This window comes from Gordonia sp. UBA7599, assembly GCA_002477755.1.
Classification (GTDB): domain Bacteria; phylum Actinomycetota; class Actinomycetes; order Mycobacteriales; family Mycobacteriaceae; genus Gordonia.
The window spans coordinates 50,569-76,459 of sequence record DLKD01000036.1 but is presented as its reverse complement, the minus strand read 5'-3'; the positions used below and the strand labels follow the sequence as shown (position 1 = coordinate 76,459).

The window sequence follows — 25,891 nt, the reverse complement described above, 5'->3', positions numbered from 1 at the left end:
CTTCGGTCGCCGGGGACGGATCCCGCCCGATGAGATGGCCCAACCCGGGCGGGTCCTCGCCCACGCCGACGCGCCGGAGTGGACCGAGACCCTCACGGCGGCGCAGCGTGGCGATGCCGCCGCGCTCGACGACCTGACCCAGGCCGCCGTCGCGGTCCTGGGCCCCTGGGGCCGCGAATCGGGTATCCGCCCCGATCAGATCTGGTCGCTGCAGTTGACTGGCAACACGCTGGCCCCCGATCTCGCGGACGCGCTCCGCCGTATCGGCCAGCGGACCGGCGCGACGATGGCGGTGCGCCCGGGCGGCGCCCCCGATGACGCCAACTCGGCGACCGAGGCCGCGTACTGGCGCGACGCGATTACAGTGCCGGCCGACGAACCGCCGTCGGGGGCGGTGCTGCTCGTCGTCGACGAGACCCGGTCTGGCTGGCCGGTCACCATCGCTGCCGCTGCGCTGCGTGAGGCGGGCGCCTCAGCGGTCCTGCCGCTGGTGATCCACCGCAGCGTCTGAGGGCACTGTCCGGACCATCTATTCGGGGACGTACTCCCCGTGCCCCATGTCACGAAGGGTCTGACGGATCGTCTCGGCTGCCGCATCGAGTGCCGCGGGATCCGGATCCGGGTCGGCCTTGGCGAAGGAGAAGTCCTCGAGCGTGTACGCCGGGAACACGTGCAAGTGCAGGTGCGGTACCTCGAGGCCGGCAATCATGAGGCCGGCGCGCGGGGCGTCGAAACCGGCCTTCAAGGCCTGACCGAGGGTGCGGGCCACATCGGTGAGGTGGTCGAACAGGCCGTGCTCAATCGCCTCCCAGTGATCGACCTCCTCGACGGGCACCACCAGGACGTGGCCCGGGGTGATCGGGTTGATCGTGAGGAACACGACGGCCTGCTCGTCGCGCCACACGAAACGTCCGGGCAGATCGCCTTTGATGATCATCGAGAAGACTGAAGCCATGGCCACAATGGCAACCGACATCGCCGCCGATGTCAATCACACACGGGGTGGAAGGGCCTTCCACGACTTGCCGTGAACCGGCCCTACGACACCGGATGGGGGAGCAAACTCGAAGTATGAAAACCAAGGCGGCAATACTCCACGGTGTAAACGAAGAATGGAAGATCGAGGAAGTCGATCTCGGTGATCCGGTGGAAGGCGAGGTGCAGGTTCGCCTGGCCAGTTCGGGCCTGTGCCACTCCGACCACCACTTGCGGACCGGGCAGAGCCCCGCCCCGATGCCGGTGGTCGGCGGTCACGAGGGCGCCGGCATCGTGGTCAAAGTCGGTCCCGGTGTGACCCGTTTCGCCGAGGGCGACCACGTCGTTACCGCGTTCATCCCCGCGTGCGGGGTGTGTGGCCCGTGTTCGCGCGGCGCGCAGAACATCTGCGACGAGGGGGCGGGCCTGCTCACCGGTCTGTCCATCTCGGACAAGACCCATCGTGTGACGCTGAACGGCCAGGGGCTCACCCAGATGTGCCTTCTCGGCACCTTCTCCCCCTACATCACGGTCAACCAGGCATCGCTGGTGAAAATCGAGGACGACATCCCCCTCAAAGAGGCTGCGCTCCTCGGTTGCGGTGTCGCGACGGGATGGGGATCGGCCACCGAGATCGGCGGGACCCGTCCCGGCGACACCGTCGTAGTCGTCGGTATCGGCGGTGTGGGCATCAACGCCGTGCAGGGCGCCAAGGCGGCCGGCGCGCGCTATGTGATCGCCGTCGACCCGGTGAAGTTCAAGCGCGATATGGCCGAGAAGCTCGGGGCGACGCACACCTTCGACAGCATGGAAGCGGCCATACCGGCAGTCGGAGAACTGACCTGGGGAGTGAACGCGAACACCGTCATCCTCACCGTCGGCGAGATCAAGGGTGAGCACATCGCCCCCGCGATGGCCATGGTCGCCAAGGGCGGACAGACCATCGTCGTCGGCATGGGTGATTTCCAGGCCATGGACGTCCAACTCAATCTGTTCGAGATGACGCTGCTGCAGAAGAAGCTGCAGGGCGCCATCTTCGGCGGTGCCGGTCCCCGCACCCAGGTACCCAAGCTGCTCAACGAGTACCGGGCCGGTTTGCTCAACCTCGCCGACCTGGTCACGCAGACCTACCGGCTCGAAGACATCAACCGCGCCTACGACGACATGTTGGAGGGCAACAACATCCGCGGGATGATCGTCTACGACGAGACCGACTGGTAGGGCCGTCGCGACGGCGCTGCGGGAAGATCCACCCAGAACGTCGCACCCTTCCCGGGCGCCGAGTCGACGCCGACCGTCCCGCCGTGTGCGGCTACCAACGCCGACACGATCGACAGCCCCAGGCCGTTGCCGCCGCCGGACACCCCGCGGTGGCGTGAGCTGTCGCCACGGTAGAAGCGGTCGAAGACGCGTGCCGCCTCGTCGGGCGTCAGTCCGGGACCGTCGTCGCGAACCTCCATCCGGACGGTGTCGCGTTTCTGCGACACCTTGACGGTGATCGCCGCCGACGACGGGGTGTGGGCGACGGCGTTGTTGATGAGGTTGCGCAGGACCTGCATGAGCCGTGGGTGGTCGCCCAGTACGACCGGCGACTCCCCCTCCAGCGCCCCCTCGGGCAGGTCGAGTTCCATCTCCCGGTCCGGGGCCGCGGCCTGCGCCGAGAACACCGCTTCGACGGCGAGATCGGCGACCAACACCGGTGCCATTTCCACCGGACGGGCGGCGTCAAGATTGGCCAACATCAGCAGGTCCGACACCAGCAGGCTCATCCGGGTCGCCTCATCGTTGACACGACGGAACGCGTCGTCGGCGTCGGTGACCGCGCCCTGCTGGTACAGCTCGGCGAAGCCCTTGATCGACGTCAACGGCGTGCGCAGCTCGTGCCCGGCGTCGGCGACGAATCGTCGCATCTTCTCCTCGGAAGCGCGCGCCTGCTTCTCGGAGGCCTCGGTAGCGGCGAATGCGTGCTGGATCTGGACCAGCATCTTGTTGAAGGACGTGGCGAGGCTCCCCACCTCGGTGTGCGGCGACGAGGCGGGGACGCGCTCGTCCAGGTCGCCGTCGGCGATGGCGTGCGCCGTCTCCTCCACGCGGCGCAACGGGCGCAGGCTGGTCCGCACCAACAGATAGCTGAGCACCCCCATCAAGGCCACGACGACGCCGCCGACGCCGAGTTGCAGTCGGCGCAACCGGTTGAGGGTCGTTTCCAACATCGTCAGCGGGATCGCGACGATCGACTCGCCGTACTCGTTGCTCGACTTGATGACCCGCCACTCCGGACCGTCATGGCCGACCGACGGCACCGTCAACGGACCCAGATGATCGGCCGGATCGTCCTCGATAGTCGTGACGTTCGGCTCGAAGCCCGAGTCGTTGTTGCGCACCATGACGCCCTCCCCCAGGGCGATCCGCACGTAGTACTGCGACGGTGGGCGCTGTGCATTCGCCGGCCCCCGCTGGTTGGCGACGTTGGGGTCGACGGGTCGTGCCCACGTCTCGACAGCCTGTCGCAGCTGGGAGTCGACCCGGCGGTACAGATCGTCCCGCATCGCACCGCTCACCAGGAACCCCGAGACCGTCAGTCCGATTGCCACCAGCAGCGTCGAGAGCAGGACCAGCGACACGCGGAGCGGGATGCGGGACACGCCCGACCCCTAGCGGGGTTCGCGCATGACGTACCCGACGCCGCGCAGCGTATGGATGAGGCGCTTCTCGCCGGTGTCGATCTTGCGGCGCAGATAGGAGACGTAGGACTCGACGACGTTGACGTCACCACCGAAGTCGTAGTTCCACACGTGGTCGAGAATCCGCGGCTTCGACAACACGGTGCCGGCATTGACCATGAAGTAGCGCAGCAACGTGAACTCGGTCGGCGACAACGGCACCAACTCGCCGTTCTTCCACACCTCGTGGGTCTCGTCGTCGAGCTCGATGTCGGAGAAGACGATTCGTGTCGAGCGTTGCGACGCGTCGGTGAAGCCGGACCGTCGCAGCATTACCTCCAAGCGGGCCACGACTTCTTCGAGGCTGAACGGCTTGGTGACGTAGTCGTCGCCGCCGATGGTGAGACCGTTGACCTTGTCGGCCACCGAGTCGCGGGCCGAGAGGAAAAGCGCAGGTGCCGCGATGCCGTCGTCGCGCAGTCGCTTGAGCAGCCCAAATCCGTCCATCCCGGGCATCATCACGTCGAGCACCAGCAGGTCGGGGCGGTTGGTGCGACAGATGTCGAGTGCCTCGGGCCCGTTTGCCGCGGTCACCACGTCGTACCCCTGGAACTTCAGCGACACGCTGAGCAGCTCTCGGATGTTCTCTTCGTCGTCGACGACGAGAACGCGGGCGTCCTTCGCAGAGGTCATGGACTCAGTGTGGACCGTTGATGCGCTGTGGGCCTGTCAATCAGCTGGGAGAACGCTGGGAGCGATGCAACGGTCTACCCGCCCCGCTGCACCGGACCGAGGTAGATGCCGCGCGGGACGGTCGAGGGGGCGCACCATTGGATGAGTTCCTCGCCGCGCTCGCGCAGGGCGCGCTCGACACGCGCGGGCACCTTCTCGCAGAGGACGAGTTCGATCCCTTTGTCGCCGTCGGGACGCCAACCGCCCACGACCCGTCCGCGCCACCACGCGGTGGTGCCGCCGTTGCCGTTGGAGTCGAACAGCTGGCCCTGCAGGTCGCCGAGGTAGAAGTCGCGGTGCTTATGGCCCATCGTCGTCGGGTCCAATTCCGGCAGCAGGATGACGGCGTCGTCATCGGGCTCGGGTTCATCGGTCGCCACGTCGTCGGGCAACACGTAGCCGGTCTGCCCGTCGTCGAGGTCCACCTCGATCGCGCCGAGCTCGGCCAGGGCCTTGCGCACGGCAGTCTTGGTGGAGCCCAGCCACCACACGATGTCGGTCTCGGTGCCGGGTCCGTAGACGCGCAGCCACCGCTGGATCAACCCGAGGTGACCGTCGTGCGGCGAGTGCCCCGCCGGGGCGCGACGCAGCCAGCGGGCCATCGGCTCCCACGTGATGCGCGAGGTGTACCAGGGACCATCATCGGGTCCGCGGACGATCTGGCCCGATGCCGCGAGATAGTTCAGCACCCGCGATCCCATCTGCAGCGGTCCGCCCCACGAGGAGTCCGGCGGCTCACCGATCGGGGTGCCCAGGATCGGGACCTGCGCGCGCAGCTGTGCAGTCGACAGCGGGCCATCGGTGGCCAGCTTCTCCAGCGCGGCGTCGCAGGCTTGCGCGATCCAGCCCTCCGGGTCAGCGACGTCAGGGCTGCGGCGCAGGTCACGCAGCATGTTGGTGCGCTCCGACGCCGCCACCCGGTCACTGACCGCACCCAGCACCTCGTCCAGCACGTCGTGACTGGTGACGAACAGTGTGCGTCGCATACCGAGGTGTTTGACGACGGTGCGATCGTCATAGAGCGCCGCGTCGACGTCGGCGATCCGCAGCTGGGGCGCCCGCGCCCACGTGGACAGGTAGACCGTCGACGCGGTGGTGGCGTGGAGCGCGACGAGCGCATCGGCGACCGCGGCGACCGTCGGCGGCTGCGTGTGGCGGTCGAGCAGTTGCCGGTGCCACTGGCGCGCGCGGCGCTGCTCGTCGGTGATCGCGGGCCGAGCGGTCACGCGATTAGTCGGCGGCCAGCCCGGCGACGGCCTCGATCTCGACGACCTGATCGTCGAGCGGCAGCACCGTCACACCGACCACGCTGGTCGGAGGGACGTCGCCGTCGAAGAACTCGACGACCGCATCCCACGCGACGGTGAGGTCGACCTGCATGTCCATGGCGACGTGGACGGTCAGCTTGGCGATGTCGGCGATGTCAGCACCGTGTTCGGCGAGGATCGTCTTGATGATTCCCAGGCTCTGTTTGGTCTGCCCGACGACGTCACCCGGCGGCGTCACCGCACCGTCGGCGTCGATAGGGGCGACACCTGCGGTGAAGAGCACCGAACCGGACAGGACGGTGGCGCTGTGCGGGAAGCCCTGGTCGGGCAAGGACTCGGATCGATCGCGGCTAACCGGCATTGTCCGAGTCTATGTTGCGGCCGTCGGCCCAGCCCTCAATCCCCCACCGTTTCGGCAATCCATCCTCCGTCGACGCTGGATCAGCGAAACGAGGTGGGGTGCGGGTCAGACCGCGCAGCGGAACCCGAGGTGTGAGGTGGCCGAGTCGTCGGATTGGGCCGACCGTGCCGCCGGGCGATAGCGCTGGCAGTATTCGGGCGCACAGATGAAGGAGCCACCCTTGGTCACGCGCATGACCGTCGGATCAACCGTCGGCGCCAACAGGTCGGGGCGTCCGTCGGCACTCACGTGCTCGCCCAGACCCGGGACTAAGTGCCGCGGCTCGTAGATATCGGAGGTGCGCTCCCACACGTTGCCGATCATGTCGGCCAGGCCGTAGGTGTTGGGCGGGTAGGCCCCGACCGGCGAGGTGCCACCGACCCCGGTCGTCTCGTATGGAAAGCTGCCCAGCCAGGTGTTGGCCAGGACCTTCCCGTCGGGGTGCAGTTCGCCGCCCCACGCGTAGTCGAGCCCGTCGGCACCGCCGCGCGACGCGAACTCCCACTCCGTCTCCGTCGGCAAGCGCCGACCGGCCCAGGCCGCGTAGGCGGCGGCGTCGCGGTAGGCGACCTGGACAACGGGGTGGTCGGCGCGATCGTCGACCGTCGATTCCGGTCCTTCCGGGTGGCGCCAATCGGCGCCGGGCACCCAGCGCCACCACTGCCGCCAATCGCGCAGATCCACCGGCCCGGACGTCATTGTGAAGACGAGTGCTCCGGGCACCAGGATCTCGGGATCCGCGTCGGGGAACTGGGCTGGGTCGATCTCCTCCTCGGCAACGGTGACGTAGCCGGTCGCTTCAACGAACTCGGCGAACTGCACGTTGGTCACCGGGTGGCGCTCGATGGCGAAGGGCGCGACCGTGCGCTCGTGGGCCGGGCGCTCCTCGGGATAGTGCGCGTCGCTGCCCATGCGGAAGGTGCCGCCGGGAAGTTCGACGAGTTCGGTTGGGCTCACCGGTCAAGGGTGTCACGGACGGGGTTTACCGACCACACGGATCATCCCTGCGGGATGAGAGTCGACTCGCGAATCACCGCAGCGGTGGCGGCCGGATCGTCGATCATCGGCACGTGCCCGAGGCCGGCGAGCTCGATGTAGCGCGCGCCGGGAAGCCGCTCCTGCGCGACGGGGCCGTAACGGGCGGGCGGGAAGATGCGGTCTTTGCCCGACCACGCCAGCGTCACCGGGCATGGGAGCGGATCCATCGGCGCGCAGTAGCCCGTCCCTCGGAACAGTGAGGACGCGGCCTCGCACCCCACCATGTCGCGCAGCGCGCCCAGTGCCTGCTGCGAGCTCATCCGGTCGCCGTGTTCGGCCACCAGCTCCATCGCCTTCTTGCGGGCCGGTCCAGTCGCGACGACGACGGGCGCAAGGAACGAAGTCAGCTGCGCGAGCCGTCGCGTCCGTCGAAGCGCCGTCACCACCCCCGTGGCGTCGGGCCTGCCTTCCGGCCAGAACCCGGCCGGCGACAACCCACAGACCGAGCGTGCCCGCCCGCGACGGGCCAACTCGAGCGCGATCCACCCACCAAGCGAGTTGCCCGCGAGGTGCACGGTCTCGAAGCCCCGCCCATCGAGGATCTCCTCGACGAAGTCGACGAGGTCCTCGAACGACGCGTCAGGCATCTTCGGGCCGCCGCGATGGCCAGGCAGTGTCGGAACGATGACGTCGAAGTCGTCGGCGAGCAGGGGGACGACTTCGTCCCATGCCGCCGACGACATGGTGACGCCGTGGAGCAGCAGAAGCGGAGCCTTGGACGACATGTGCGGTCCTCCTCGTCGTCGAGTCGGACCGAATCGTACTGGAGCCCCGCTCCGCGATAGGATCAGCGTCGCGGACCACGGCCCGCACGCCCCCTTACCTCAGTTGGCTAGAGGGTCCGCCTTGTAAGCGGAACGTCGTCGGTTCGATCCCGACAGGGGGCTCCATGTAGCTCGCTGTGTCAGATCACGCCGATAGCCTGTGGACATGGAGAAGAACAGCTGCCAATGCTGTGGCGGCAAGTCGATCCACCCTCACCAGAAGAAGTTCTGCAGCAACATATGCCAGCAAGAAAATGGTCGTCGCGGGATCACGAATGAGTGGAAGGGAAGCGAACTAGCCTTCGTTCTTGACCACATCGACGGCGATTCGTCGAACAATCGGCCAGAAAACTTACGTCTAGTGTGCCCGAATTGCGACTCGCAGCTTCCCACCTATAAGTCCCGCAACCGCGGTAGCGGACGGGCATGGCGACGCCAGCGGTATGCCGACGGGCGATCGTATTGATGTCACCCACCAGACCAACCGACGTCTTGTTGGGTGAGTAGAATCAACACAAACATCCAGGCACAACAAGAGGACAGCCATGCCCCCCAAGACCGCCGACCTCAGCGACGACGAGTTGGAGCCCGTCGCCGACGAGACCGCTACCTCGGCCCGTCGAGTAGTCGCGGCCTACGCGACCGACGCCGACGAGTGCCGGATGCTCTTGGCGATGCTGGGAATCGCACCGGGCGAGACTGTCTGACGCACAATGACCACCATGGGAGCGGTACCGGAAGCCGAATTCGTGGTGGTCGCCAACCGGCTGCCCGTCGACAAGGAAGTCCTGCCCGACGGTGAGGTCCGCTGGAAGACCAGCCCGGGCGGCCTGGTGGCCGCACTGGAGCCGATCCTGCGCAGCCACGCCGGCGCCTGGGTGGGATGGTCGGGGGTCCCCGACTCCGACGAGGATCCCGAGGTCGAGGGACTCGACCTGGTCTCGGTGCCGCTGAGTAGCTCCGAGATCGCGGACTACTACGAGGGCTTCTCCAACGGCACGCTGTGGCCGCTGTACCACGACGTCATCGCCAAGCCGGAGTACGACCGCGAGTGGTGGAACGCCTACGTCGCCGTCAACGAGAAGTTCGCCGAGGCCACCGCGCACGTTGCCGCCGAGGGCGCACTCGTGTGGGTGCAGGACTACCAGCTCCAGCTCGTCCCGCGGATGCTGCGGGAAATGCGACCCGACCTGAAGATCGGGTTCTTCCTGCACATCCCCTTCCCGCCCGTCGAGCTGTTCATGCAGCTGCCGTGGCGCGCAGAGATCGTCGACGGCCTGCTGGGCGCCGACCTTATCGGCTTCCACCTGCCCGACGGTGCCGAGAACTTCCTCTACCTCGCCAACCGGCTTGGCGGCCACAATGCCTCACGACGGTCGGTCGGTGTGCGGTCCAAATTCGGCTCGGTCGACCTGCACGACCGCGTCGTCACCGTCGGCGCCTTTCCCATCTCCATCGCCTCCGGCGAGATCGATGCGGCGGCGAAGTCCAAGGCAATCCGCAAGCGTGCCCGGGAGATCCGCAAGGAGCTCGGCAACCCCAAGACGATCCTCCTCGGCGCCGACCGTCTGGACTACACCAAAGGTATCGACGTCCGCCTCAAAGCACTCGCGGAACTGCTCGAGGAGAACCGGCTCGACCCGGCCGAGACCGTACTGGTGCAGTTGGCCACGCCCAGCCGCGAACGCGTCGACTCGTATGTGGCGATGCGCTCGGAGATCGAGCAGCTCGTCGGCCACATCAACGGCGCATACGCGCAGGTGGGCCGACCGGTCGTCGAATACCTCAACCGGCCGATGCCGCGCGACGAGCTGGTCTCGTTCTTTGTGGCCGCCGACGTCATGCTGGTGACCCCGCTGCGCGACGGGATGAACCTCGTCGCCAAGGAGTACGTCGCCTGCCGCAGCGACCTCGGCGGTGCGCTCGTGCTCTCCGAGTTCACCGGTGCCGCGGCTGAACTGACCGCTGCATACCAGGCGAACCCCTACGACATGGAGGGCGTCAAGAACGCCATCGAGGCGGCCGTCAACCAAAGCCGTGACGAAGGCCGGGCCCGCATGCGCGCGCTACGTCGCCAGGTCCTCACCCACGACGTCGAGAAGTGGGCGAAGAGCTTCCTCGACACGTTGCGCAACACCGGCAAGAAATGAGCGGATCCGGTCTCCCTGACGACTTGGGCGCCGCCCTGCACGCTTTCGCGACCCTGCCCCGGATCGTCGTCGCTTCCGATTTCGACGGATGCCTGGCGCCGATCGTCTCCCACCCCGCCGACGCCCGGGCCGACCCGCGCGCACTCGCCGCACTCGTCGAGTTGACTGCGGCACCGGATACGACGACGGCGGTGGTCTCCGGGCGCGCCCGCACCGACCTCGCCGGTCTCGTCGCCCTCTCCGAAGTCGCCGGAGTCGACGACCTCACCCTGATCGGCAGCCACGGCACCGAGTTCGACGACGACTTCTCGTCGGGAATCACCGACGAGGAGAAGGAGCTGCTGGCCCGGCTGCAGGCGCAGCTCGACGCCATCGCAGCGCGGTTCCCCGGCGCCATGGTGGAGACGAAACCCGCGTCGACCGTGCTGCACGTGCGCAACGTCGCCACCGCCACCGATGCGGAGGAAGCGCTGGAACTGGCCCGCGGCGGACCCGCCGCACTGCCCGGGGTGCACGCCACCGAGGGCAAGGCCGTGCTGGAGCTCGCGGTCATCGAGACCGGCAAGGGTCACGCCCTCGACGTGCTGCGCGCACAGACGAACGCCGACGGGGTCTGCTACCTCGGCGACGACGTCACCGACGAGCACGCCTTCACGCACCTGCAAGACGGGAACGACGTGAGCATCAAAGTCGGCGACGGTGACACCGTGGCGCGCTACCGCATCACTGGCCCCGAGCTCGTCGGCGAGGTCCTGCGCGTTCTTGCGGCGGCACGCACCGGCTCCTAGGCCCGCCCGATCAGCGACCCAATGGGGTCGGCGTAGATCACCGACAGCGCGACGACCACCGCGGCGGCCTCCTGCACGCCGAGACCGAATCGCGTCGGCGTCAGTTCCAGCCGCTGCGGGAGGTGGCGCGCGGCGTCGAACGCCGCCTGCACCGGGGCCAGCCCGCGCGGGTGATCGGCGAACGCATCCCCGGCGACGATGACGGCGTCGGGGTTGAGGACGTCGGCGATAGTCGCGATCGCCTCGCCAAGGGCCCGGGCTCGTTCGTCGACCAGTTGACCGCGCAGCCTCGCGGCGTCGGGCCCATCGTCGTCGAATCCCGCCCGCCAGACCGCCTCACCCAGCACGGTGGTGCCGATGACGCGCTGCAACCCGACAGTCGGTCCGGGTGACTGTGGCGACGCGAACAGCGGTGCACAGACCGGTATGTGCGCGACCGTACCGGCACCCGAATTCGGGACCTGCACCTGACCGTCGACGGTGAGCGCCATCCCGACCGTCTCGCGCGCATACCAGTAGATCGACGTCCGGCCCCGTACCTCGTCACCACCGAGGGCGCCCAACACCAGTTCGGCGGCAGCCATCGCCTGCACGTGCTCGCACACCGATACCGGCAGGCCCAGCGCGTCGTGCACGATCGCCCCCACCGCCGCGCCGCGCCATCCGCGCACCGGATGGTCGACGGTGCCGCTCATCTCGTCGACGTTGCCGCCCACCGCGACGCCCGCCCACAGGAACCTGCGACCGGAGAAGCGGCCGACCAATTCGCGCAACGCCTCGGCAAGCTCGCCGATCGCCTCGTCAGCGTCGCCGATGGGCGTCAGCACCGCGTGACTGTGCAGCGTTCGCCCGGAGAGGTCGGCAATCGCGAGCAGCGTTCGTCGCGCACCGATGTGCATCGCCGCGACCGCCAGACCGTCGCGGTTCAACGCAAGCGGCACCTTGGGCCGACCGATCCCGCCGCCGTCGACGAGGTCGGGACGCTCGACGATCAGACCCGCGTCGACCAGCGCATGCAACTGGCGGTTCACCGTCGCCGTCGACAGATCCGGGTGGTCGGCGAGGCGGTCGCGAGTCACCGGGCCCGCGGCACGCAGGCGTGCGAAGACCACCGACGACGGTGTGCTGCCGACGCGCAGCGCCGCCGGCACCACACCGGCGGTGCTCGGTGTGCCAGAGCCCATGGCCGTGAACATAGCAGCGCACCGGCGCCGCCGGGCCCATAGCGGCCACCGTGGGCGCAACCCGCCCGACTTGCGCAGCACTGTCTCAATGGCATAGACCGAAACCATGAGCGCATCCTCCGACTCCGCCCGCCGTGTCGCCGTCGTCACCGGCGCCAGTTCCGGTATCGGCGAGGCCACCGCCAGGACACTGGCCGCTGACGGCTATCTCGTCGTCGTCGGTGCCCGACGCCTGGACCGGATCGCCGCGCTCGCCGAGGAGATCGGCGGCATCGGCCGCGCCCTCGACGTCACCGACACCGACTCGATCGCTGCCTTCGTAGCCGGCCTCGACCGTGTCGATGTGCTGGTCAACAACGCCGGTGGCGCCAAGGGTCTCGCGACGGTCGCCGAGGCCGTCGAGGAGGACTGGCGCTGGATGTGGGAGACCAACGTACTGGGCACCCTCCGGATGACCAAGGCGCTGCTGCCCGCGCTGATCGCCTCCGGTGACGGGCTCATCGTCACCGTCACCTCCATCGCCGCCCTGGAGCCCTACGACAACGGCGCCGGGTACACCTCGGCCAAGCACGCACAGGCCCTGCTGCACCGGACGCTGCGCCTGGAATTGCTCGGCCAGCCGGTCCGGCTCACCGAGATCCTGCCCGGGATGGTGGAGACCGAGTTCTCCGTGGTCCGCTTCGACGGCGATCAGGAGCGCGCGGATGCCGTCTACGCCGGACTCACTCCGCTGGTGGCCGACGATGTCGCCGAGGTCATCTCCTTCGTCGCGTCACGCCCGCCGCACGTGAACCTGGACGAGATCGTCATCAAGCCGCGCGATCAAGCCAATGCGCGGCGAAACATCAAGACGGGCTAGCGGCGCCGCGGCGCTGGCTGGTGTTTGGTTCCGCCGGAAATCTCCTCGGCGCGCTGTTTGAGTGCCGCGGCCATGTCGTCGAATCCACGCCGCATGTCTTTGCCGAGCAATGTGCTGACGACCGGCGTCAGAGCGCCGTCGATCTGGAAATGCGATGCGTAGTGGCTGGTCCCGGGCCCCGACGGGAGGACCGTCTGCTCCCGCACGCTGCGCAGCAGGCCCAACGGTGCCGGCTTCATCGAGTAGCTGAAGGAACGCCCGGGAGTGACGCTGTTGACGAACTCGCGCTGCCGTCGCAGGTTGTCACCGCGCAGGCGCACCTGCATATCGATCGGCGTCCCCGGCTCAAGGGTGCACGATGCGTGCGGGACGAACGGGTTCCACTGGCCGTAAGCGTCGAAGTCGGTCAACACTGCCCAGACCGTCGCCGCCGGCGCGGCGATCTCCACCGAATGCTCGAGGACGAAGCTCACGCGCTCAGACTAGCGCCGTCGGGGGGCGCGGCAGGCCCGAAGCCGTCGAGCACGGCCGCTGTCTGCGACAGTCCGAGTCGCGTCGCACCGGCTTCGATGAGTTCTGCAGCGAACCGCGCATCGCGGATTCCGCCGCTGGCCTTCACGCCCGCCGAGCCGCCGACGGCGTCGGCCATGAGGCGGACCGCCTCGACACTCGCCCCGCCCGCCGGGTGGAATCCGGTGGAGGTCTTGACCATTCCGGCCCCGGCTGCCACTGCTTGCTCGCACACGCGCTGCAGGGTGTCGGGCCCGGCATCACGCAGCAGGACCGCCGACTCGACGATGACCTTCAACAGGACGTTCTCAGAGACCGCCTGGGCGACGGTGAGCACCTCAGCGAACACCTCGTCGAACCGGCCGTCGACCGCCGCCCCGATATCGATGACCATGTCGATCTCCTGCGCACCCGTGTCGACGGCCATCCGGGCCTCGGCCGCCTTGATCAGCGCGTGATGCTTGCCCGACGGGAAGCCGGCCACGACGGCCAGACGCTGCCGATCCCCCGTTGCAATGGGCAACATCGACGGCGACAGGCACACGGCGAAGACGTCCAGTTCGGCCGCCTGGAGCACTGCGGCCTCCGCGTCGGCGCGTGTCGCTTCCGGTGCGAGCAACGTGTGGTCGATCATGCGGGCGACGCGCTCACGGGTGAGGTCGTGTTCGGTCATGCCCGCCAGCTTGGCACACTGGGAGCGTGAACCCCGACACCGCGGCTGCTGATCGTCGTTTCGTCCTGTCCCTCGGTTGCCCGGACACGACCGGCATCGTCGCACGGATCGCCGGCTTCCTCGCCGACGCCGGCGCCTGGATCACCGAGGCGGCCTATCACTCCGACGAGGACACCAACTGGTTCTTCACCCGCCAGGCGGTGCGCGCCGACTCAGTCGATTGCACCGTCGACGAATTACGTGAACGCTTCGCCGCGCTCGCCGCGCAACACTTCCACCCCGACACCGAGTGGCGGCTCACCGACTCCGGGGCGCCCAAGAAGGTCGTCATCCTGGTGAGCAAGGAGAGCCACTGCCTAATCGACCTCTTGGGACGCGCGCAACGCGACGAGTTCCCCGGCGAGATCGTGGCGGTCGTCGGTAACCACTCGTCGTTGGGTGAGCTCACCGAGCGGTTCGGCGTGCCGTTCCACCTCGTCGCCTTCGACGACCCGGACGTGAGCCGCGACGAAGCGTTCGTCCGGATCGCCGCCATAGTCGACGATCATGACCCCGACGCCGTTGTGCTCGCCCGGTTCATGCAGATCCTCCCTGCGCAGTTGTGTGAGCGCTGGGCCCGGCGCGCCATCAACATCCACCACAGCTTCCTGCCGAGCTTCGTCGGCGCGCGCCCCTACCACCAGGCCTTCGCCCGAGGCGTGAAGCTGATCGGCGCGACATGCCACTACGTGACGGCCGAGCTCGACGCCGGGCCGATCATCGAGCAGGACGTCATCCGCGTCGACCACGGCGACAACGTCGCCGACATGGTCCGCCAGGGCCGCGACATCGAAACCCTCGTGTTGGCGCGCGGAGTCCGTTGGCATCTGGAGGACCGGGTGCTGGTCCACGGTGCGAAGACCGTGGTCTTCGACTGACCCCACCGCGCTCGACCGTTCGGTCAGGTGCGGCGTCGTCCAACGCTCAGCCGGTGAAGGTGACGAGTTCGCCGCAGTTGCCCTGGGGCCGGACGAAGTTCTCGTCGGCGGTGATGTTGGTCCCGGCGAGGGCGAACGCGATGCCCTCGCCCTGCACCTCGAACTTCGTCATCTTCATGTCCCGCAGACCCTCGCCGAACATGGCGTTGGTGAGGTCGTTGACGACGTTCTGCGCGAGGTCCGGCGGAATCCCGAACACCAGCATGCTGGCCTGCACCACTTCCAGGTGGGGCTTGCCGTCCTGGATCGTCGGCCGCAGGGTGACCGTGACGGGCAGCGGGATGATGACCGCCTGCACGGTGACGGTCACGTCGAAGGTGCCGTCGCCGTTCGACTTGATCGACTGCAGCTGGCTGGCGGCCCCCATCTGGGACATCGGATCGTTCCCGCCCGATACCGGGCCCGCCGCGCGGGCGGTAGCGAGAATCTGACTGAACGGCATGACGCCGTTTCCGTCGATCTTGCCGATCGTCGATTGGTTACCGCTAGCGGCGATGTCGTCGACACGCAGGTGCAGCCGCCCCTCACCGGAACCACTCGAGTTGACCTCGACGAAGGGGATCTCCTTCGCCAGGACCTGCAACAGCATCGGCTTGGAGCTCAACTGCACGGTCGCCGTCTCGCCGGTCAGCGAACCGAACGCCTTCGCGATGCAGTCCTTAACCTCGTGCCGCAAGTACCACTCGGTACCGCCGAGCCCGGCGACGACGATGAGCAGCGCGCCGACCAGACCGATGCCGACCCACTTCTTGGTGCTGCGCTTGGACGGCACCGACTTGGCGACCTTGCCCGGCTGCGCGGGCGCCGCCGCCTCGGACGCGGCGGTGATGGGCTCGGTCCCCGGATCAGGCGTCGGCGGCTCGTCTGCCGGCCACGGCGGTTCGACCGGGGCGGTGGGCGCGTGCGGGATCCTCTTCGTCACCGCATCGGTCTTCTCCAGGTTCAACGGCTCATCGGCCGAGGTCCACTCGTCGTCGTCGGTCGTCACTGACCCGTCTCCTATCGATCCCCGGGAGGCATCGGCGCCGGTGTGGCAACCGAGCGCCGATTCACCCGCATTCCGAGCGCGTCCCGCGACCGCTCGACATCTGCCAGGTCCAGGTTGTGGAACCCGAGATGGGGCGAGCGCCCGTATTCATCCCCGACCACGCTACCGAATGGGTCCACGACACGACTGTGCCCGACACCGACGGGGCCGCGGGTCTCGCCGGCGCCAGCCGGGGGAGCTTGGTCGACGGCGACGATGAACGCGCCGGAGTCCAATGCGCGCGCCGAGGTCAGGATGCGCCACTGCTCGGCCTTGCCCGGACCGGGTGCCCACGACGTCGGCACCGCAATCACCTGCGCGCCCGCATCGGCCAGTGCGCCGAACAGTTCGGGGAAGCGGACGTCGTAGCACGTGGCGACGCCGAGGCGGGCGGTCGTGCCGTCGGCCAACTCGAGGTCGGCGACCAGCGCATCGTTGCCGGGTGCGACCGACGCCGACTCGCGATAGCCGAAGGCGTCGTAGAGGTGAATCTTGTCGTAGGACCAGTAGCGGCCCTCTCGGTCGACGACGAGGACCGTGTTGCGCACCCGAGGCTTGCCGGAATCATCGGCAGTGCCGGGGGTGAACAGGCCGACGAGGATGGCGATGCCGTGGCGGCGCGCGATCTCGCGCACACCCGTCGCCCACGGCCCGTCGAGCGGTTGCGCGATCGGGGCCAGCGGTACCCCGTAGCAGCACATCGTCGCCTCTGGGAAGGCGATGAGGTCAGCCCCACCGGCGGCGGCCTCCTCGACCAGCCGCGCGAGGTTGTCGAGATTCGCCGACGGATCGTCGCCGGCCGTGATCTGTGCCATCGCGACGCGCATGGGCGACAGCCTAGCGCCGGTGCCTGTGAGGCACCCAAGGGTCTCCAGCGCCGATGAACGTCAGAGGTTCTTGTCGATCCAGTCCTTGGCGTACTCCGCCTCGGCCCGGAAGAGGTCGACGAGGTTCACCAACATCAGCTGCTCGAGCTTGTGGTTGACGAACGGAACGTAAACCTTGACCTCGGTGGTCTTGCGGATCGTGCACCCGGAGTCGGTGGCGAACAGTTCCTGCACGCCGGTGAGGCTGCCGGGACCGGCGGGAATCGAGGCGTTGTACTCCCCCGCAGTCACGTCCTCGGGATGGAAGACGCCGAACGACTCTTCGCGGGTGATGATCATGTCCTTCATCATCACCGTCTGGGCAATCGGGGGCAGTTGGTCGCGCCCCAGGGTCTGCTTGAGGGTCACCCGCATCCCGACCGACGGGTCGGAGGTGAACTCCGCGACCTCACAGTGCGGCGAGAGCATCTGGAAGCCAGCCATCATGTCTTCCCAGTACTGGCGTTCCATCTGCGCTTGGTAGAGCTTCTCGGCGGGCTGGGGGTAGCGGGCTGAGTAGCTGAGCCGTCGTGCCATAGCTTGCAGGCTACCGTTACCGGTTGCCCGCCTCCCAATTGAGCGTCTCGTCGCGTTCCGCGTCGAGCAGTCGGTTCAGCTGCTCGGCGATCGCTTTCTCGATCTTGCCGCCGACCAGCGGGATGCCGACGGAGACCGCCGCGGTGTAGCGCGTCGACGACGGGTCGCCGCCGCTGGTCTGTTTCCCCTCGATCTTGGCCGGTGCACCCTCGACCGACGCCCCCAGTTCGCCGGTGATGCTGTCGCCGGTTCGGCGCAGCACGGTGCGGCGCGGGATCACGATGTCACCGCCGCGGATCTTCTGCACCACCGACGGCAGTTTGTCGGCGTCCACGACCTGACGGCACGTCACGGTGACGGTGTCGCCGTCGTGTGAGAACGACTCCAGCACACCCTTGTCGTGGTTCATCGCGTCAAGCAGATCCCGCCAGTACTGCTCGGTGGTCACGACCTCCCACAGGCGGTCGGTGCTGAACGGGTAGGAGACGGTGTGCTCCAGCTTCGTGGCCATGTCCACCATCCCATCACACCGGGCGCGATTGGGCGGGTGCGCTAGCGTCATATGTCGTGACCGCCCCCCGCATCGCCGAGATGACCACCCTGCGACTGGGCGGTCCGGCGCACTCAACCACCACCGCGACCACCACCGAAGCGGTCGTGGCGGCACTGGACACCTGCGACGACGCCGGTACCGCGGTCCTCGTGATCGGCGGCGGTTCCAACCTCGTCGTCGCCGACGAGGGGTTCAACGGAACCGTCATCGCGATCACGTCCGGCGGAATCGAGTTCGGCACGGACGACGGGCGCCCGTTCACGACCGCGGACGCGGGCGTGGAGTGGGACGCGCTTGTGGCGCGCACGGTCGACGAGGGCTATGGCGGGCTGGAGTGCCTGTCTGGCATTCCAGGTTCGACCGGTGCGACCCCGGTCCAGAACGTCGGCGCCTACGGCGTCGAAATCGCCGACGTTCTGCGCGCCGTGCAGGTCTACGACCGTGGTGCTCGCCGCCTCGACTGGGTCTCACCCGGTGACCTCGACCTGCGCTATCGGCACTCGAATCTGAAGCACCGCGACAACCGCATTGTGACCGCGGTGTCGTTGTGGCTGCGCCCCAACGGTGTCTCCGCGCCATTGGCCTACCGCGAATTGGCTCGCGCACTGGGCCGCGACGAAGGACAGTCCGCCGATGCGGCAGCTGTGCGCGACGCGGTGCTGGAGCTACGCCGCAGCAAGGGCATGGTGCTCGATGCCGGCGACCCCGACACCTACAGCGCCGGATCCTTCTTCACCAACCCGATCGTGTCGGCCGCCGAGTCCGCCGCGGTCCTCGCACAGATCGCTGTCGTCGTCGGCCCGGACACGGTCATCCCCCAGTTCCCGTCGGGGGACGACACCAAGCTGTCAGCCGGATGGCTGATCGAGCGCGCCGGATTCACCAAGGGGTATCCAGGTGCCGATGCGCCGGTCCGTCTGTCCACCAAACACACGTTGGCCTTGACCAACCGCGGAAATGGCACCACCGCAGATCTACTGACCCTCGCACGTGAGGTCCGCGACGGGGTGAGCGCCCGATTCGGGGTGACGCTGGTGCCCGAACCGGTCTTCGTCAACTGCCGGTTGTAGGCGCGACCCCGCCGTCGGACTCCGGTGCCGCGGGGGGCGTAGGCGGCGCCGCTGTTGCCGGAGCCTTCGCAGGCGCCTTCTTTGCGGCCGTCTTCTTGGCGGCCGTCTTCTTGGCCGCCGTCTTCTTGGCCGCCGTCTTCTTGGCCGGGGTCTTCTTCGCAGGCGCCTTCTTGGCCGCCGTCTTCTTGGCCGCCGCCTTCTTGGCCGGAGCCTTCTCAGCAGCCGGGGCAGGATCGATATGTAGGCCGATCGCCTCGTCGAGGACCTCGTTGAATGCCTCTGACGCCTCGACGCTCAACATGTGGCCGATGTCATCGAGGATGACGAGGCGGCGCAACGCACCCGCCTGATCGAGCAGGGCGGCGATCTCGTGCGAGTGGACCGGTGGCAGCAGCCGGTCCTCGGTACCGACGATGACGGTGGTCGGGACGGTCAGGGCAGTCGTGCCGGTGCTCACGTCGAAACCGACCATCCCGTGGCCCAACAGACCGCGGGCGATCGGCGAGCACGACTTCACCATGTCTTCGACGAACGCCACATGTGCGCCGCGCGTAGTCGGCGCCATCGTGATCTGCCGGACTATCTGCGGCGTCTGCGGCGCCGGAGGTAGCGGCGCCGGTGCGCTGACGAAAAGGACACCGGTCATGCGCTCGAAGGGCTTCGTATACGCAGGACGATTCTCGTCGAACAACTTGTGCCGTCCGATGACGTTGGTGACCGCGGTGGACTGCAGCACGACGGCTGACACCCGCTCGTTGACCTCGTCGGCGTGTTGGTCGGCCCACGCCTGGACGGTGATCCCGCCGAGGCTGTGGCCCACCAGCACTGCCTTCCGGCCGACCGGCACGGTCGCAGCGAGCACTGATTCGAGGTCCTGGGCCAGGACGGCCGGGGTCGGCCGTGCGCGGCCCATCCTGGACTCGCCGTGGCCGCGCTGGTCGTAGGTGACGAGTGTGCGCTTGCCGAGGAGGTGATTGACCTGTGGGTTCCAGTAGACCGTGCTGCATGTCCAGCCGTGGACGAACACGACGATGTCTGATGAGTCGTCGGGGTCGTCGGCCGGGTAGGTCAATACGTTGAGCTCGGCGCCGTCGGCGGTGTGTACGTGCGCGCGGCGCGGCGCTGCCGCCGGCGTAGCCAGGGCAGCGTCGGGCTCATCGGGCGCGACCGGCGCGCTGCGCAAGCCCTCGACGAGGGTCCCGCCGAGAAGGCGCAGGACACCTGCTGCCGTTCCGACCCCGGCCAGGCCGACACCGCCGAGTACTACCTTGGACAGCTTGTTCATAGCTCAATCCTTCTCTGCGTCGTTTTCGGGCTGGTTGTCGGGGGTCTGCGCCTCGAGGACCTTGGTCACGGCGGCGAGCGCCTGGGAGATCTCGCGGTCGAGTGCGCTGGTGAATGTACTGTCGACGATCTCGTGCGCCAGCGGGCGCACACGGCGGATCAACTCCGCGATCCGGCCGACCTCCACGTCGTCGAGTCCCAGCAGCGTTTCATCGACGAATCGCTCGGTGATGATCGACACGAAACTGTGGGCGACGTCCTCCAAGTCGCCCTGGACGCGCACCCACCGGTCCAGCAGCACGTCGATGTCGACGCCGCCCTTCACAAGCGCCTCGGCGCCGTCGAGTAGTTCGGGGTTGGTCACCGCGAAGCCCGCGCCGTCCTTGACCAGCAGTCCCAGCTTCTCGCTCAACGCGATGGTCCGGTCGTCGGCACCGAGGGACTTGCGCAGTTCGGCAAGGGTGATCGTCGCAGCCTGTTTGAACGAGCGCAGCCGCTTGCGCCGCGTGGGACCGCGCAGCACGTGCTCGACCGTCATCCCGTGGTGGGCCGCGGCGAGCAGCTCACCGATCGTCGCGAATGTATAGCCACGCTCGAGCATCCGGGAGATCAGATTCAGCCGGATCAGGTGCTGGTCGTAGTACCAGCCGGTCCGCCCCTTGATGACCGGGGGCGGCAATAGCCCACGGTCCTGGTAGACGCGGATGTTGCGGACCGACACCCCGGAGACCTGGGCGAGATCGTTGATCCGGTATTCGGCCACGGTTCTACAGTTTCCGGAACCAGCGCCGCCCGGAGACCTCGTCGACCTTGGGCCGCACGTCCACCAGATAGACGAGGACGGCGACCAGTCCGAGCAGGCAGATCATGCCGATGATGGCGCTCACCCCGCCGGCCACTCCGAAGACGACGAGGAACAGCGTCGACAGGGCGAGAATCCCGACCCAGAATCCCTTGGTCTGCCGGTCAACGGCGGTGAAGGCGTCCGGTCGCGTCAGGGCGGCGTGCACGAGTGACAGCACGCCGGCAAGTCCGGCAGCGGCGCCGAGCAGCAGTATGACGATTTCCTGGGTCGTGCCCAGGGCCGAAACGAAATCCACGCCCCAACTCTATGCGAGAGCGGGGCGTGGATTTCGTCTGACTCGACAGGCGCGGCCTACTTCTTGGGCGCGGCCTTCTTGGCCGGAGCCTTCTTGGCAGCGGTCTTGGCCGGAGCCTTCTTGGCGACCGGAGCCTTCTTGGCGGCCGGAGCCTTCTTAGCCGGAGCCTTCTTGGCGGCCGGCTTCTTGGCCGGAGCCTTCTTGGCGGGAGCCTCCTTGGCCGGAGCCTTCTTGGCGGCCTCGCCGGGCAGGTTCACCAGGGCAGCGGCACGCTCACCGACGGTGCGCGACTGGTCCGAGATGGTGCCCAGCGCCTCTTCGGTCAGGCCGCGGGCGTCGTTGTAGACCTTCTCCAGCTTGGGCAGGTTCTCCTCGACCAGCGGGTACTCCTTGAGCTTGCCGACGACCTCTTCACCGCGCTCGGAGAGCGAGTTCAGGACGCCGGCCGCGACGGCGAGGTAGCTCTCGGCAACCTTGCGCAGCTCCTCGGGGCTGAACTTGGCGCGCAGCTCGTCCAGGTCGGTGGGCAGCTCGACGGGCAGCGCCGCGAGGCGCTCCTTGGCCTCGTTGAAGCGGGCGACAGCCTGCTCCCAGGTCTCGTCGAAGCGGTTCTGCGCGTTGTCGCGGGTCTCGTCGAAACGGGCCTGGGCCTGCTCGATCGTCGCCTCGCTGCGCTCACGGAGCTGGTTCAGCACGGCGGTGGCCTGGGTGACTGCGTTGTTGAACGGGTTCTCGGTCATGCGGGTTCTCCTGTTTATTTCTGAGGTCGATTACTCGGTTTGGGAATCGGTTGCTATTCGGGCTTGGCCTGGTTCTCACTGCGAAAGGACTCGTAGATCTCCAGCAGCATCTGGCGCTGTCGTTCGCTGATCGACTCGTCGGCGATCAACGCGTCGCGCACCGGCGATGCCGGGCGCTCCTCGAGGATGCCCGCCCGCACGTAGAGGACCTCCGCGGAGACGCGGAGCCCCTTCGCGATCTGCGCAAGGACGTCGGCTGACGGCTTGCGCAAACCACGCTCGATCTGGCTGAGGTACGGGTTGCTGACGCCGGCCCGCTCTGCGAGCTGACGCAGGGAGACTTGGGCCGCGACACGCTGGGATCGGATGAACCCACCGATATCCGACGCGGCGTTGGACACCGCGTCCATCGGCGTGGCCGCGTTGTCGTGTGCGGCAGCCGATTCAGCCGTGTCGTTGGTCATGGTCGTCCCTTTTGTTGATCGAACGACCCAAATATTACCCCCTGTGCTAACAAATGCAAGCGCTCTGTTAGCAACGCCACACCTCACACCTGACCAGCAGGTTCTGAGAGAACTCAGTGGTGGAAGATCAGCACCGAAACGGTGTAGATCGCCAATCCTGCAAGCGCCCCGACGACAGTGCCGTTGATCCGGATGAACTGCAGGTCTCGGCCGACCTGCAACTCGATCTTGTCGCTGGTCTCCTGCGCATCCCACCCGCGCACCGTCTCGGTGATCACCGAGATGATCTCCCCCGCGTAGTTCTCCGCGACGTGATGGGCGCCGCGCGCCACCCAGCTGTTCATCTTCTGCTGCAGCGGCTCATCGTCGCGGATGCGTTCGGAAACCTGGATGACCGAGTTCGTGATCGTGTTGCGCAGCGTGTTGTTCGGGTCGTCGAGCATCTTCTCGATGACCCCCTTGCCGGCCTTCCACGCGGTCGACGCGGCGCCGGTCACCTCGTCGCGGCCGACGAGTTCGGTCTTGAGCGCCTCGAACTTCGCGATGGTCTCGGGGTCGTACTGCAGGTCGTTGGCGAACTGGCTGATCGCGCCCAGGAGGGCGAGCCGGAGCTCGTGCTGTGGGTCGCCGGCCACCTTCGCGGTGAACTCCACCAGCTCCTTGTAGATCTTGTCGCCGACGAAGTTCGCGGCGAACTTCGGCATCCACTGCGGACCGTCGCGGTCGATGAGGCGGTCGATGAGTCCCAGGCTGCCCAATGCCCAATCGTGGGCCCGGTCGGCACCGAGCTGCAGCATCGGCTCGAGTCGGTTCTCCTCCACAAGCTGCTCGAGGATCCGCCCCAACGGCTGTGACCACTCCGGCTCTGCGGCCCACCGGACGGCAGCAGTCAGGAACCGCTCGACATCCTCGTCCTCGAGCATCTCCGCGGCGAGGTTGATCATGCGCGCCGCCTCATCGGACACCCGCGGCGCATTGGCCGGATCCGCGAACCACGTCGACATCCGGCGAGGCAGTTCCAGTGCCGCGGCACGCTCCTCGATGAGTGCGGGCACCATGAAGTTCTCCTCGATGAACCCACCGAGCTGATCGCCGATCTGGTCCTTCTTCCGCTTGATGAGCGCGGTGTGCGGGATCGGCAGGCCCAGCGGATGGCGGAACAGCGCCGTCACCGCGAACCAGTCTGCGAGCGCACCGACCATTCCCGCCTCGGACGCGGCGCGCACATAGGGGACCCATCCGGCCAGGTCGGCTCCGTCTCGCGACTCGAGGTAGCGGGTGAACAGGTAGACCACGGCGGCGAACACGAGGAAGCCGGTGGCGACCGCCTTCATCTTCCGCAGGTCGCGGCGGCGCTGCTCGTCGGCCTGAGCGCCGAGTGCTCCCAGGGCGGGACCGCTCGACGACGATGGGGCTTTCGCGCCCGGATCCGGGCTCAGGACAGACGAAGTCGACATAACGTCCAGTCTTACCTACCGGCCTGCGGCAAGCCATGCGTTCGCCCCGCGCCGCGCCGCCTACGCTGAACGGATGCCGCCAGAGAAGCAGCGAGTCGCGCTCGTCACCGGAGCGAGCCGAGGCGTCGGCTGGGGTGTCGCCGCCGCCCTTCAGCAGAAGGGGTGGCGCGTGTATGGCACGTCGCGACACGGCACCGGACCCGACGGCACTGTCGCGCTGTCCGTCGACCATGCCGACGACGATGCCGTCGCCGCCGCCTTCGCCCGCATCGTCGAGGAAACCGGGCGCCTCGATCTGCTGGTGAACAACGCATGGGCATCGCCGCCCGGATTCGCCGGGTTCACCGCGAAGTTCTACGAGCGGCCGGTGTCGGACTGGGATTCGCTGATCGGCGTCGGGCTGCGCTCGCACTACGTCGCCGCGGTGCAAGCGGCGCAAGTGATGGTCCCGCAGGGCAGTGGGTTGATCGCCTCGACGTCGTCATTCGGCAGCCGCGGGCACCTGCACTCGGTCCTGTACGGCGTCGGCAAGACCGGCTTGGACAAGATGGCCTACGACATGGGCGCCGAACTCGCCAGCACCGGGGTCACCGCGGTGTCCCTGTGGCTGGGGCTGATCCGGACACCGTTGCTGCTGGGCAGCGGCCTCACCGAGTTCGCCGGCTTCCCAGTGTCGCGCGCCGAGGACCCGGCCTTCGTCGGGCGGGTCGTCGCGGCACTGGCCGACGATCCTGGACTACCCGCGTTGAACGGCCACACGATCATCACCGCGGAGTACGGTGCGGCCCACGGGATCACCAACGACGACGGTCAGACCGTGCCAGACTCGCACCGAGCCGCATTCGGTGGCGGGCCGTTGTTCCCGCCCCCGACGGAAACCGTCTGAGGGAGGCCCGATGGCCAAGAAGAAGAAGGCAACGCCCGCAGAGCCGCCGACCACCGGCTGGTCGGTACCGGCGTGGGAGGCACTGCGCGCGAGCACCGCCGATCCGGTGGCGCGCTACGACCCGAAGGCGACGCCGGGGTACACCGGCAACAAGGCGTCGGCCGCGGCGGAGCTGACCAGTCGTGGCCAGCGCCTCGCGGATTTGCAGGAGATGCTGTTCGCCAACGGACGGTCGGGCGACCATCGCAGCGTCCTGCTGGTGATCCAGGGCATGGACACGGCGGGCAAGGGCGGCATCGTTCGCCACGTCGGCGGGATGGTCGATCCGCAGGGCCTGGCGATCAAAGGGTTCGGCAAGCCCACCCCCGAGGAGCTGTCCCACGACTTCCTGTGGCGCATCCACCGCGCGTTGCCAGCGGCCGGCCGGATCGGGATCTTCGATCGCAGCCACTACGAGGACGTGCTGCCGGTGCGCGTGCACAACCTTGTGCCCGAGGAGGTGTGGTCGCAGCGATACGAGCTGATCAACCAGTTCGAGCGCGAGGTCACCGAGGCCGGCACCACGATCATCAAACTGCTCCTCGTCGTCTCGAAGGACGAGCAGAAGCAGCGCCTGACCGACCGGCTGAACAACCCGGCCAAGTACTGGAAGTACAACCCGGCCGACATCGATGAACGCGCCTATTGGGACGCCTACCTCGAGGCCTATCAGGCGATCCTCGACAAGACCGACACCGACGTCGCACCCTGGTTCATCGTGGGCGCCGACCGCAAGTGGTTCTCACGGCTGGCCGTGTGTGAATTGCTCATCAGTGCGCTGGAAGGCCTCAACCTGGACTGGCCGCCGCCAACTTTCGACCTCGCCGTCGAGCAAGCCCGGGCAGCTGCCCTCTAATCGCCGACTGGGCCCTCCTAACCCGCCGACT

The 25,891-nt window shown here is 67.7% G+C and carries 30 protein-coding genes, 1 tRNA gene and 1 pseudogene; 12 read left to right on the top strand and 20 right to left on the bottom strand.

Translation table 11 applies throughout. The annotated features are described in order from the left end of the window. A pseudogene (locus B4L26_RS04900) lies at window positions 1-511 on the top strand (ATP-dependent DNA helicase RecQ); the annotation flags it as partial. A gap of 18 nt (window positions 512-529) precedes the next feature. Here the strand turns inward: B4L26_RS04900 and B4L26_RS04895 are convergent. Beyond that, the gene (locus B4L26_RS04895; RefSeq protein ID WP_290716517.1) at window positions 530-955 is read right to left on the bottom strand and encodes an HIT family protein; all 426 of its coding nucleotides are present in this window, start codon (window positions 953-955) and stop codon (window positions 530-532) included. 116 nt (window positions 956-1,071) lie between these two features. On the opposite strand from B4L26_RS04895, the gene B4L26_RS04890 reads away from it, so the two are divergent. Beyond that, window positions 1,072-2,196 (top strand): NDMA-dependent alcohol dehydrogenase, encoded by a 1,125-nt coding sequence (locus B4L26_RS04890; protein WP_290716515.1) that lies wholly within the window; start codon window positions 1,072-1,074, stop codon window positions 2,194-2,196. On the opposite strand, the gene B4L26_RS04885 is transcribed toward B4L26_RS04890, so the two are convergent. The 6 genes from B4L26_RS04885 to B4L26_RS04860 form a co-directional block, all read right to left on the bottom strand. After that, window positions 2,175-3,620 (bottom strand): sensor histidine kinase, encoded by a 1,446-nt coding sequence (locus tag B4L26_RS04885; protein ID WP_290716513.1) that lies wholly within the window; start codon window positions 3,618-3,620, stop codon window positions 2,175-2,177. The genes B4L26_RS04890 and B4L26_RS04885 overlap by 22 nt on opposite strands. 9 nt (window positions 3,621-3,629) lie before the next feature. After that, a complete protein-coding gene (locus B4L26_RS04880; RefSeq protein WP_290716510.1) occupies window positions 3,630-4,331 on the bottom strand; it encodes a response regulator transcription factor in 702 nt (233 codons plus the stop codon). Between the two features lie 74 nt (window positions 4,332-4,405). Then, the gene (locus B4L26_RS04875) at window positions 4,406-5,596 is read right to left on the bottom strand and encodes a winged helix DNA-binding domain-containing protein (RefSeq protein ID WP_290716507.1); all 1,191 of its coding nucleotides are present in this window, start codon (window positions 5,594-5,596) and stop codon (window positions 4,406-4,408) included. Window positions 5,597-5,600: 4 nt separating this feature from the next. Beyond that, a complete protein-coding gene (locus B4L26_RS04870) occupies window positions 5,601-5,999 on the bottom strand; it encodes a RidA family protein (RefSeq protein ID WP_290716505.1) in 399 nt (132 codons plus the stop codon). Between the two features lie 105 nt (window positions 6,000-6,104). Continuing rightward, window positions 6,105-6,950: a formylglycine-generating enzyme family protein gene (locus B4L26_RS04865; protein WP_409563547.1), complete on the bottom strand. Its 846-nt coding sequence runs from the start codon at window positions 6,948-6,950 to the stop codon at window positions 6,105-6,107. Between the two features lie 86 nt (window positions 6,951-7,036). After that, window positions 7,037-7,801, bottom strand: a complete 765-nt coding sequence (locus tag B4L26_RS04860) for an alpha/beta fold hydrolase (protein WP_290716499.1) — start codon at window positions 7,799-7,801, stop codon at window positions 7,037-7,039. Between the two features lie 88 nt (window positions 7,802-7,889). Between B4L26_RS04860 and B4L26_RS04855 the strand changes: the two genes are divergently transcribed. The 5 genes from B4L26_RS04855 to otsB all read left to right on the top strand — a co-directional run bounded on the left by B4L26_RS04855 (window position 7,890) and on the right by otsB (window position 10,778). Next, window positions 7,890-7,966, top strand: a tRNA-Thr gene (locus B4L26_RS04855). 40 nt (window positions 7,967-8,006) lie between these two features. Next, window positions 8,007-8,306 carry an HNH endonuclease gene (locus B4L26_RS04850; RefSeq protein ID WP_290716496.1) on the top strand — a complete coding sequence of 100 codons (300 nt, stop codon included), beginning with the start codon at window positions 8,007-8,009 and terminating at the stop codon, window positions 8,304-8,306. Between the two features lie 79 nt (window positions 8,307-8,385). Further along, window positions 8,386-8,547, top strand: a complete 162-nt coding sequence (locus B4L26_RS04845; RefSeq protein WP_290716493.1) for a hypothetical protein — start codon at window positions 8,386-8,388, stop codon at window positions 8,545-8,547. 6 nt (window positions 8,548-8,553) lie between these two features. After that, entirely contained in the window at window positions 8,554-9,990 is a 1,437-nt protein-coding gene (locus B4L26_RS04840; RefSeq protein ID WP_290716490.1) for an alpha,alpha-trehalose-phosphate synthase (UDP-forming), read from the top strand. Then, a complete protein-coding gene (otsB, locus tag B4L26_RS04835; RefSeq protein WP_290716487.1) occupies window positions 9,987-10,778 on the top strand; it encodes a trehalose-phosphatase in 792 nt (263 codons plus the stop codon). The genes B4L26_RS04840 and otsB overlap by 4 nt, the downstream gene beginning before the upstream one ends. On the opposite strand, the gene B4L26_RS04830 is transcribed toward otsB, so the two are convergent. Beyond that, window positions 10,775-11,962, bottom strand: a complete 1,188-nt coding sequence (locus tag B4L26_RS04830) for an ROK family transcriptional regulator (RefSeq protein ID WP_290716485.1) — start codon at window positions 11,960-11,962, stop codon at window positions 10,775-10,777. The genes otsB and B4L26_RS04830 overlap by 4 nt on opposite strands. Before the next feature lie 106 nt (window positions 11,963-12,068). Here B4L26_RS04830 and B4L26_RS04825 point away from each other — a divergent pair, with 106 nt between their 5' ends. Beyond that, window positions 12,069-12,821: an SDR family NAD(P)-dependent oxidoreductase gene (locus tag B4L26_RS04825; RefSeq protein WP_290716482.1), complete on the top strand. Its 753-nt coding sequence runs from the start codon at window positions 12,069-12,071 to the stop codon at window positions 12,819-12,821. Here B4L26_RS04825 and B4L26_RS04820 read toward each other — a convergent pair. Together B4L26_RS04820 and deoC are read right to left on the bottom strand one after the other, a co-directional pair. Beyond that, window positions 12,818-13,294 carry an SRPBCC domain-containing protein gene (locus tag B4L26_RS04820; protein WP_290716478.1) on the bottom strand — a complete coding sequence of 159 codons (477 nt, stop codon included), beginning with the start codon at window positions 13,292-13,294 and terminating at the stop codon, window positions 12,818-12,820. The genes B4L26_RS04825 and B4L26_RS04820 overlap by 4 nt on opposite strands. Beyond that, window positions 13,291-14,004, bottom strand: a complete 714-nt coding sequence (deoC, locus tag B4L26_RS04815) for a deoxyribose-phosphate aldolase (protein ID WP_290716476.1) — start codon at window positions 14,002-14,004, stop codon at window positions 13,291-13,293. Before deoC ends, B4L26_RS04820 begins: the two co-directional genes overlap by 4 nt. Before the next feature lie 26 nt (window positions 14,005-14,030). Between deoC and purU the strand changes: the two genes are divergently transcribed. Further along, a complete protein-coding gene (purU, locus tag B4L26_RS04810) occupies window positions 14,031-14,921 on the top strand; it encodes a formyltetrahydrofolate deformylase (protein WP_290716473.1) in 891 nt (296 codons plus the stop codon). 46 nt (window positions 14,922-14,967) lie between these two features. On the opposite strand, the gene B4L26_RS04805 is transcribed toward purU, so the two are convergent. Genes B4L26_RS04805 through B4L26_RS04790 form a run of 4 tightly spaced genes read right to left on the bottom strand, consistent with a single transcriptional unit; the run spans window position 14,968 to window position 17,922 of the window. After that, entirely contained in the window at window positions 14,968-15,969 is a 1,002-nt protein-coding gene (locus tag B4L26_RS04805; protein WP_290716471.1) for a DUF2993 domain-containing protein, read from the bottom strand. Window positions 15,970-15,980: 11 nt separating this feature from the next. Then, window positions 15,981-16,835: a carbon-nitrogen hydrolase family protein gene (locus B4L26_RS04800; RefSeq protein ID WP_290716468.1), complete on the bottom strand. Its 855-nt coding sequence runs from the start codon at window positions 16,833-16,835 to the stop codon at window positions 15,981-15,983. A 60-nt stretch (window positions 16,836-16,895) separates the two neighbouring features. After that, complete coding sequence (locus tag B4L26_RS04795) at window positions 16,896-17,411, bottom strand: DUF2505 domain-containing protein (RefSeq protein WP_290716465.1); 516 nt, start codon at window positions 17,409-17,411, stop codon at window positions 16,896-16,898. 16 nt (window positions 17,412-17,427) lie between these two features. After that, on the bottom strand, window positions 17,428-17,922 hold the full coding sequence (locus tag B4L26_RS04790; protein WP_290716464.1) for a DUF2505 domain-containing protein: 495 nt from the start codon (window positions 17,920-17,922) through the stop codon (window positions 17,428-17,430). A gap of 80 nt (window positions 17,923-18,002) precedes the next feature. Here B4L26_RS04790 and B4L26_RS04785 point away from each other — a divergent pair, with 80 nt between their 5' ends. Next, window positions 18,003-19,034, top strand: coding sequence for a UDP-N-acetylmuramate dehydrogenase (locus B4L26_RS04785; RefSeq protein WP_290716521.1), 1,032 nt, complete (start codon window positions 18,003-18,005; stop codon window positions 19,032-19,034). Here the strand turns inward: B4L26_RS04785 and B4L26_RS04780 are convergent. The 6 genes from B4L26_RS04780 to B4L26_RS04755 form a co-directional block, all read right to left on the bottom strand. Then, window positions 19,018-20,319 (bottom strand): alpha/beta fold hydrolase, encoded by a 1,302-nt coding sequence (locus B4L26_RS04780; protein ID WP_290716462.1) that lies wholly within the window; start codon window positions 20,317-20,319, stop codon window positions 19,018-19,020. The two genes, B4L26_RS04785 and B4L26_RS04780, sit on opposite strands and share 17 nt — an antisense overlap. A 3-nt stretch (window positions 20,320-20,322) precedes the next feature. Then, the gene (locus B4L26_RS04775; RefSeq protein WP_290716460.1) at window positions 20,323-21,081 is read right to left on the bottom strand and encodes a MerR family transcriptional regulator; all 759 of its coding nucleotides are present in this window, start codon (window positions 21,079-21,081) and stop codon (window positions 20,323-20,325) included. A gap of 4 nt (window positions 21,082-21,085) precedes the next feature. Further along, window positions 21,086-21,418, bottom strand: a complete 333-nt coding sequence (locus tag B4L26_RS04770; protein ID WP_290716459.1) for a DUF2516 family protein — start codon at window positions 21,416-21,418, stop codon at window positions 21,086-21,088. A 56-nt stretch (window positions 21,419-21,474) separates the two neighbouring features. Then, window positions 21,475-22,158: a heparin-binding hemagglutinin gene (locus tag B4L26_RS04765; RefSeq protein ID WP_290716457.1), complete on the bottom strand. Its 684-nt coding sequence runs from the start codon at window positions 22,156-22,158 to the stop codon at window positions 21,475-21,477. Window positions 22,159-22,211: 53 nt separating this feature from the next. Continuing rightward, window positions 22,212-22,622, bottom strand: a complete 411-nt coding sequence (locus tag B4L26_RS04760; protein ID WP_290716455.1) for a helix-turn-helix domain-containing protein — start codon at window positions 22,620-22,622, stop codon at window positions 22,212-22,214. Between the two features lie 113 nt (window positions 22,623-22,735). Next, entirely contained in the window at window positions 22,736-23,956 is a 1,221-nt protein-coding gene (locus B4L26_RS04755; RefSeq protein ID WP_290716519.1) for a DUF445 domain-containing protein, read from the bottom strand. A gap of 196 nt (window positions 23,957-24,152) precedes the next feature. Here B4L26_RS04755 and B4L26_RS04750 point away from each other — a divergent pair, with 196 nt between their 5' ends. Beyond that, window positions 24,153-24,965 (top strand): SDR family NAD(P)-dependent oxidoreductase, encoded by an 813-nt coding sequence (locus B4L26_RS04750; protein WP_290716452.1) that lies wholly within the window; start codon window positions 24,153-24,155, stop codon window positions 24,963-24,965. A gap of 10 nt (window positions 24,966-24,975) precedes the next feature. Beyond that, a complete protein-coding gene (locus B4L26_RS04745; protein WP_290716450.1) occupies window positions 24,976-25,860 on the top strand; it encodes a polyphosphate kinase 2 family protein in 885 nt (294 codons plus the stop codon). Window positions 25,861-25,891 lie beyond the last annotated feature (31 nt).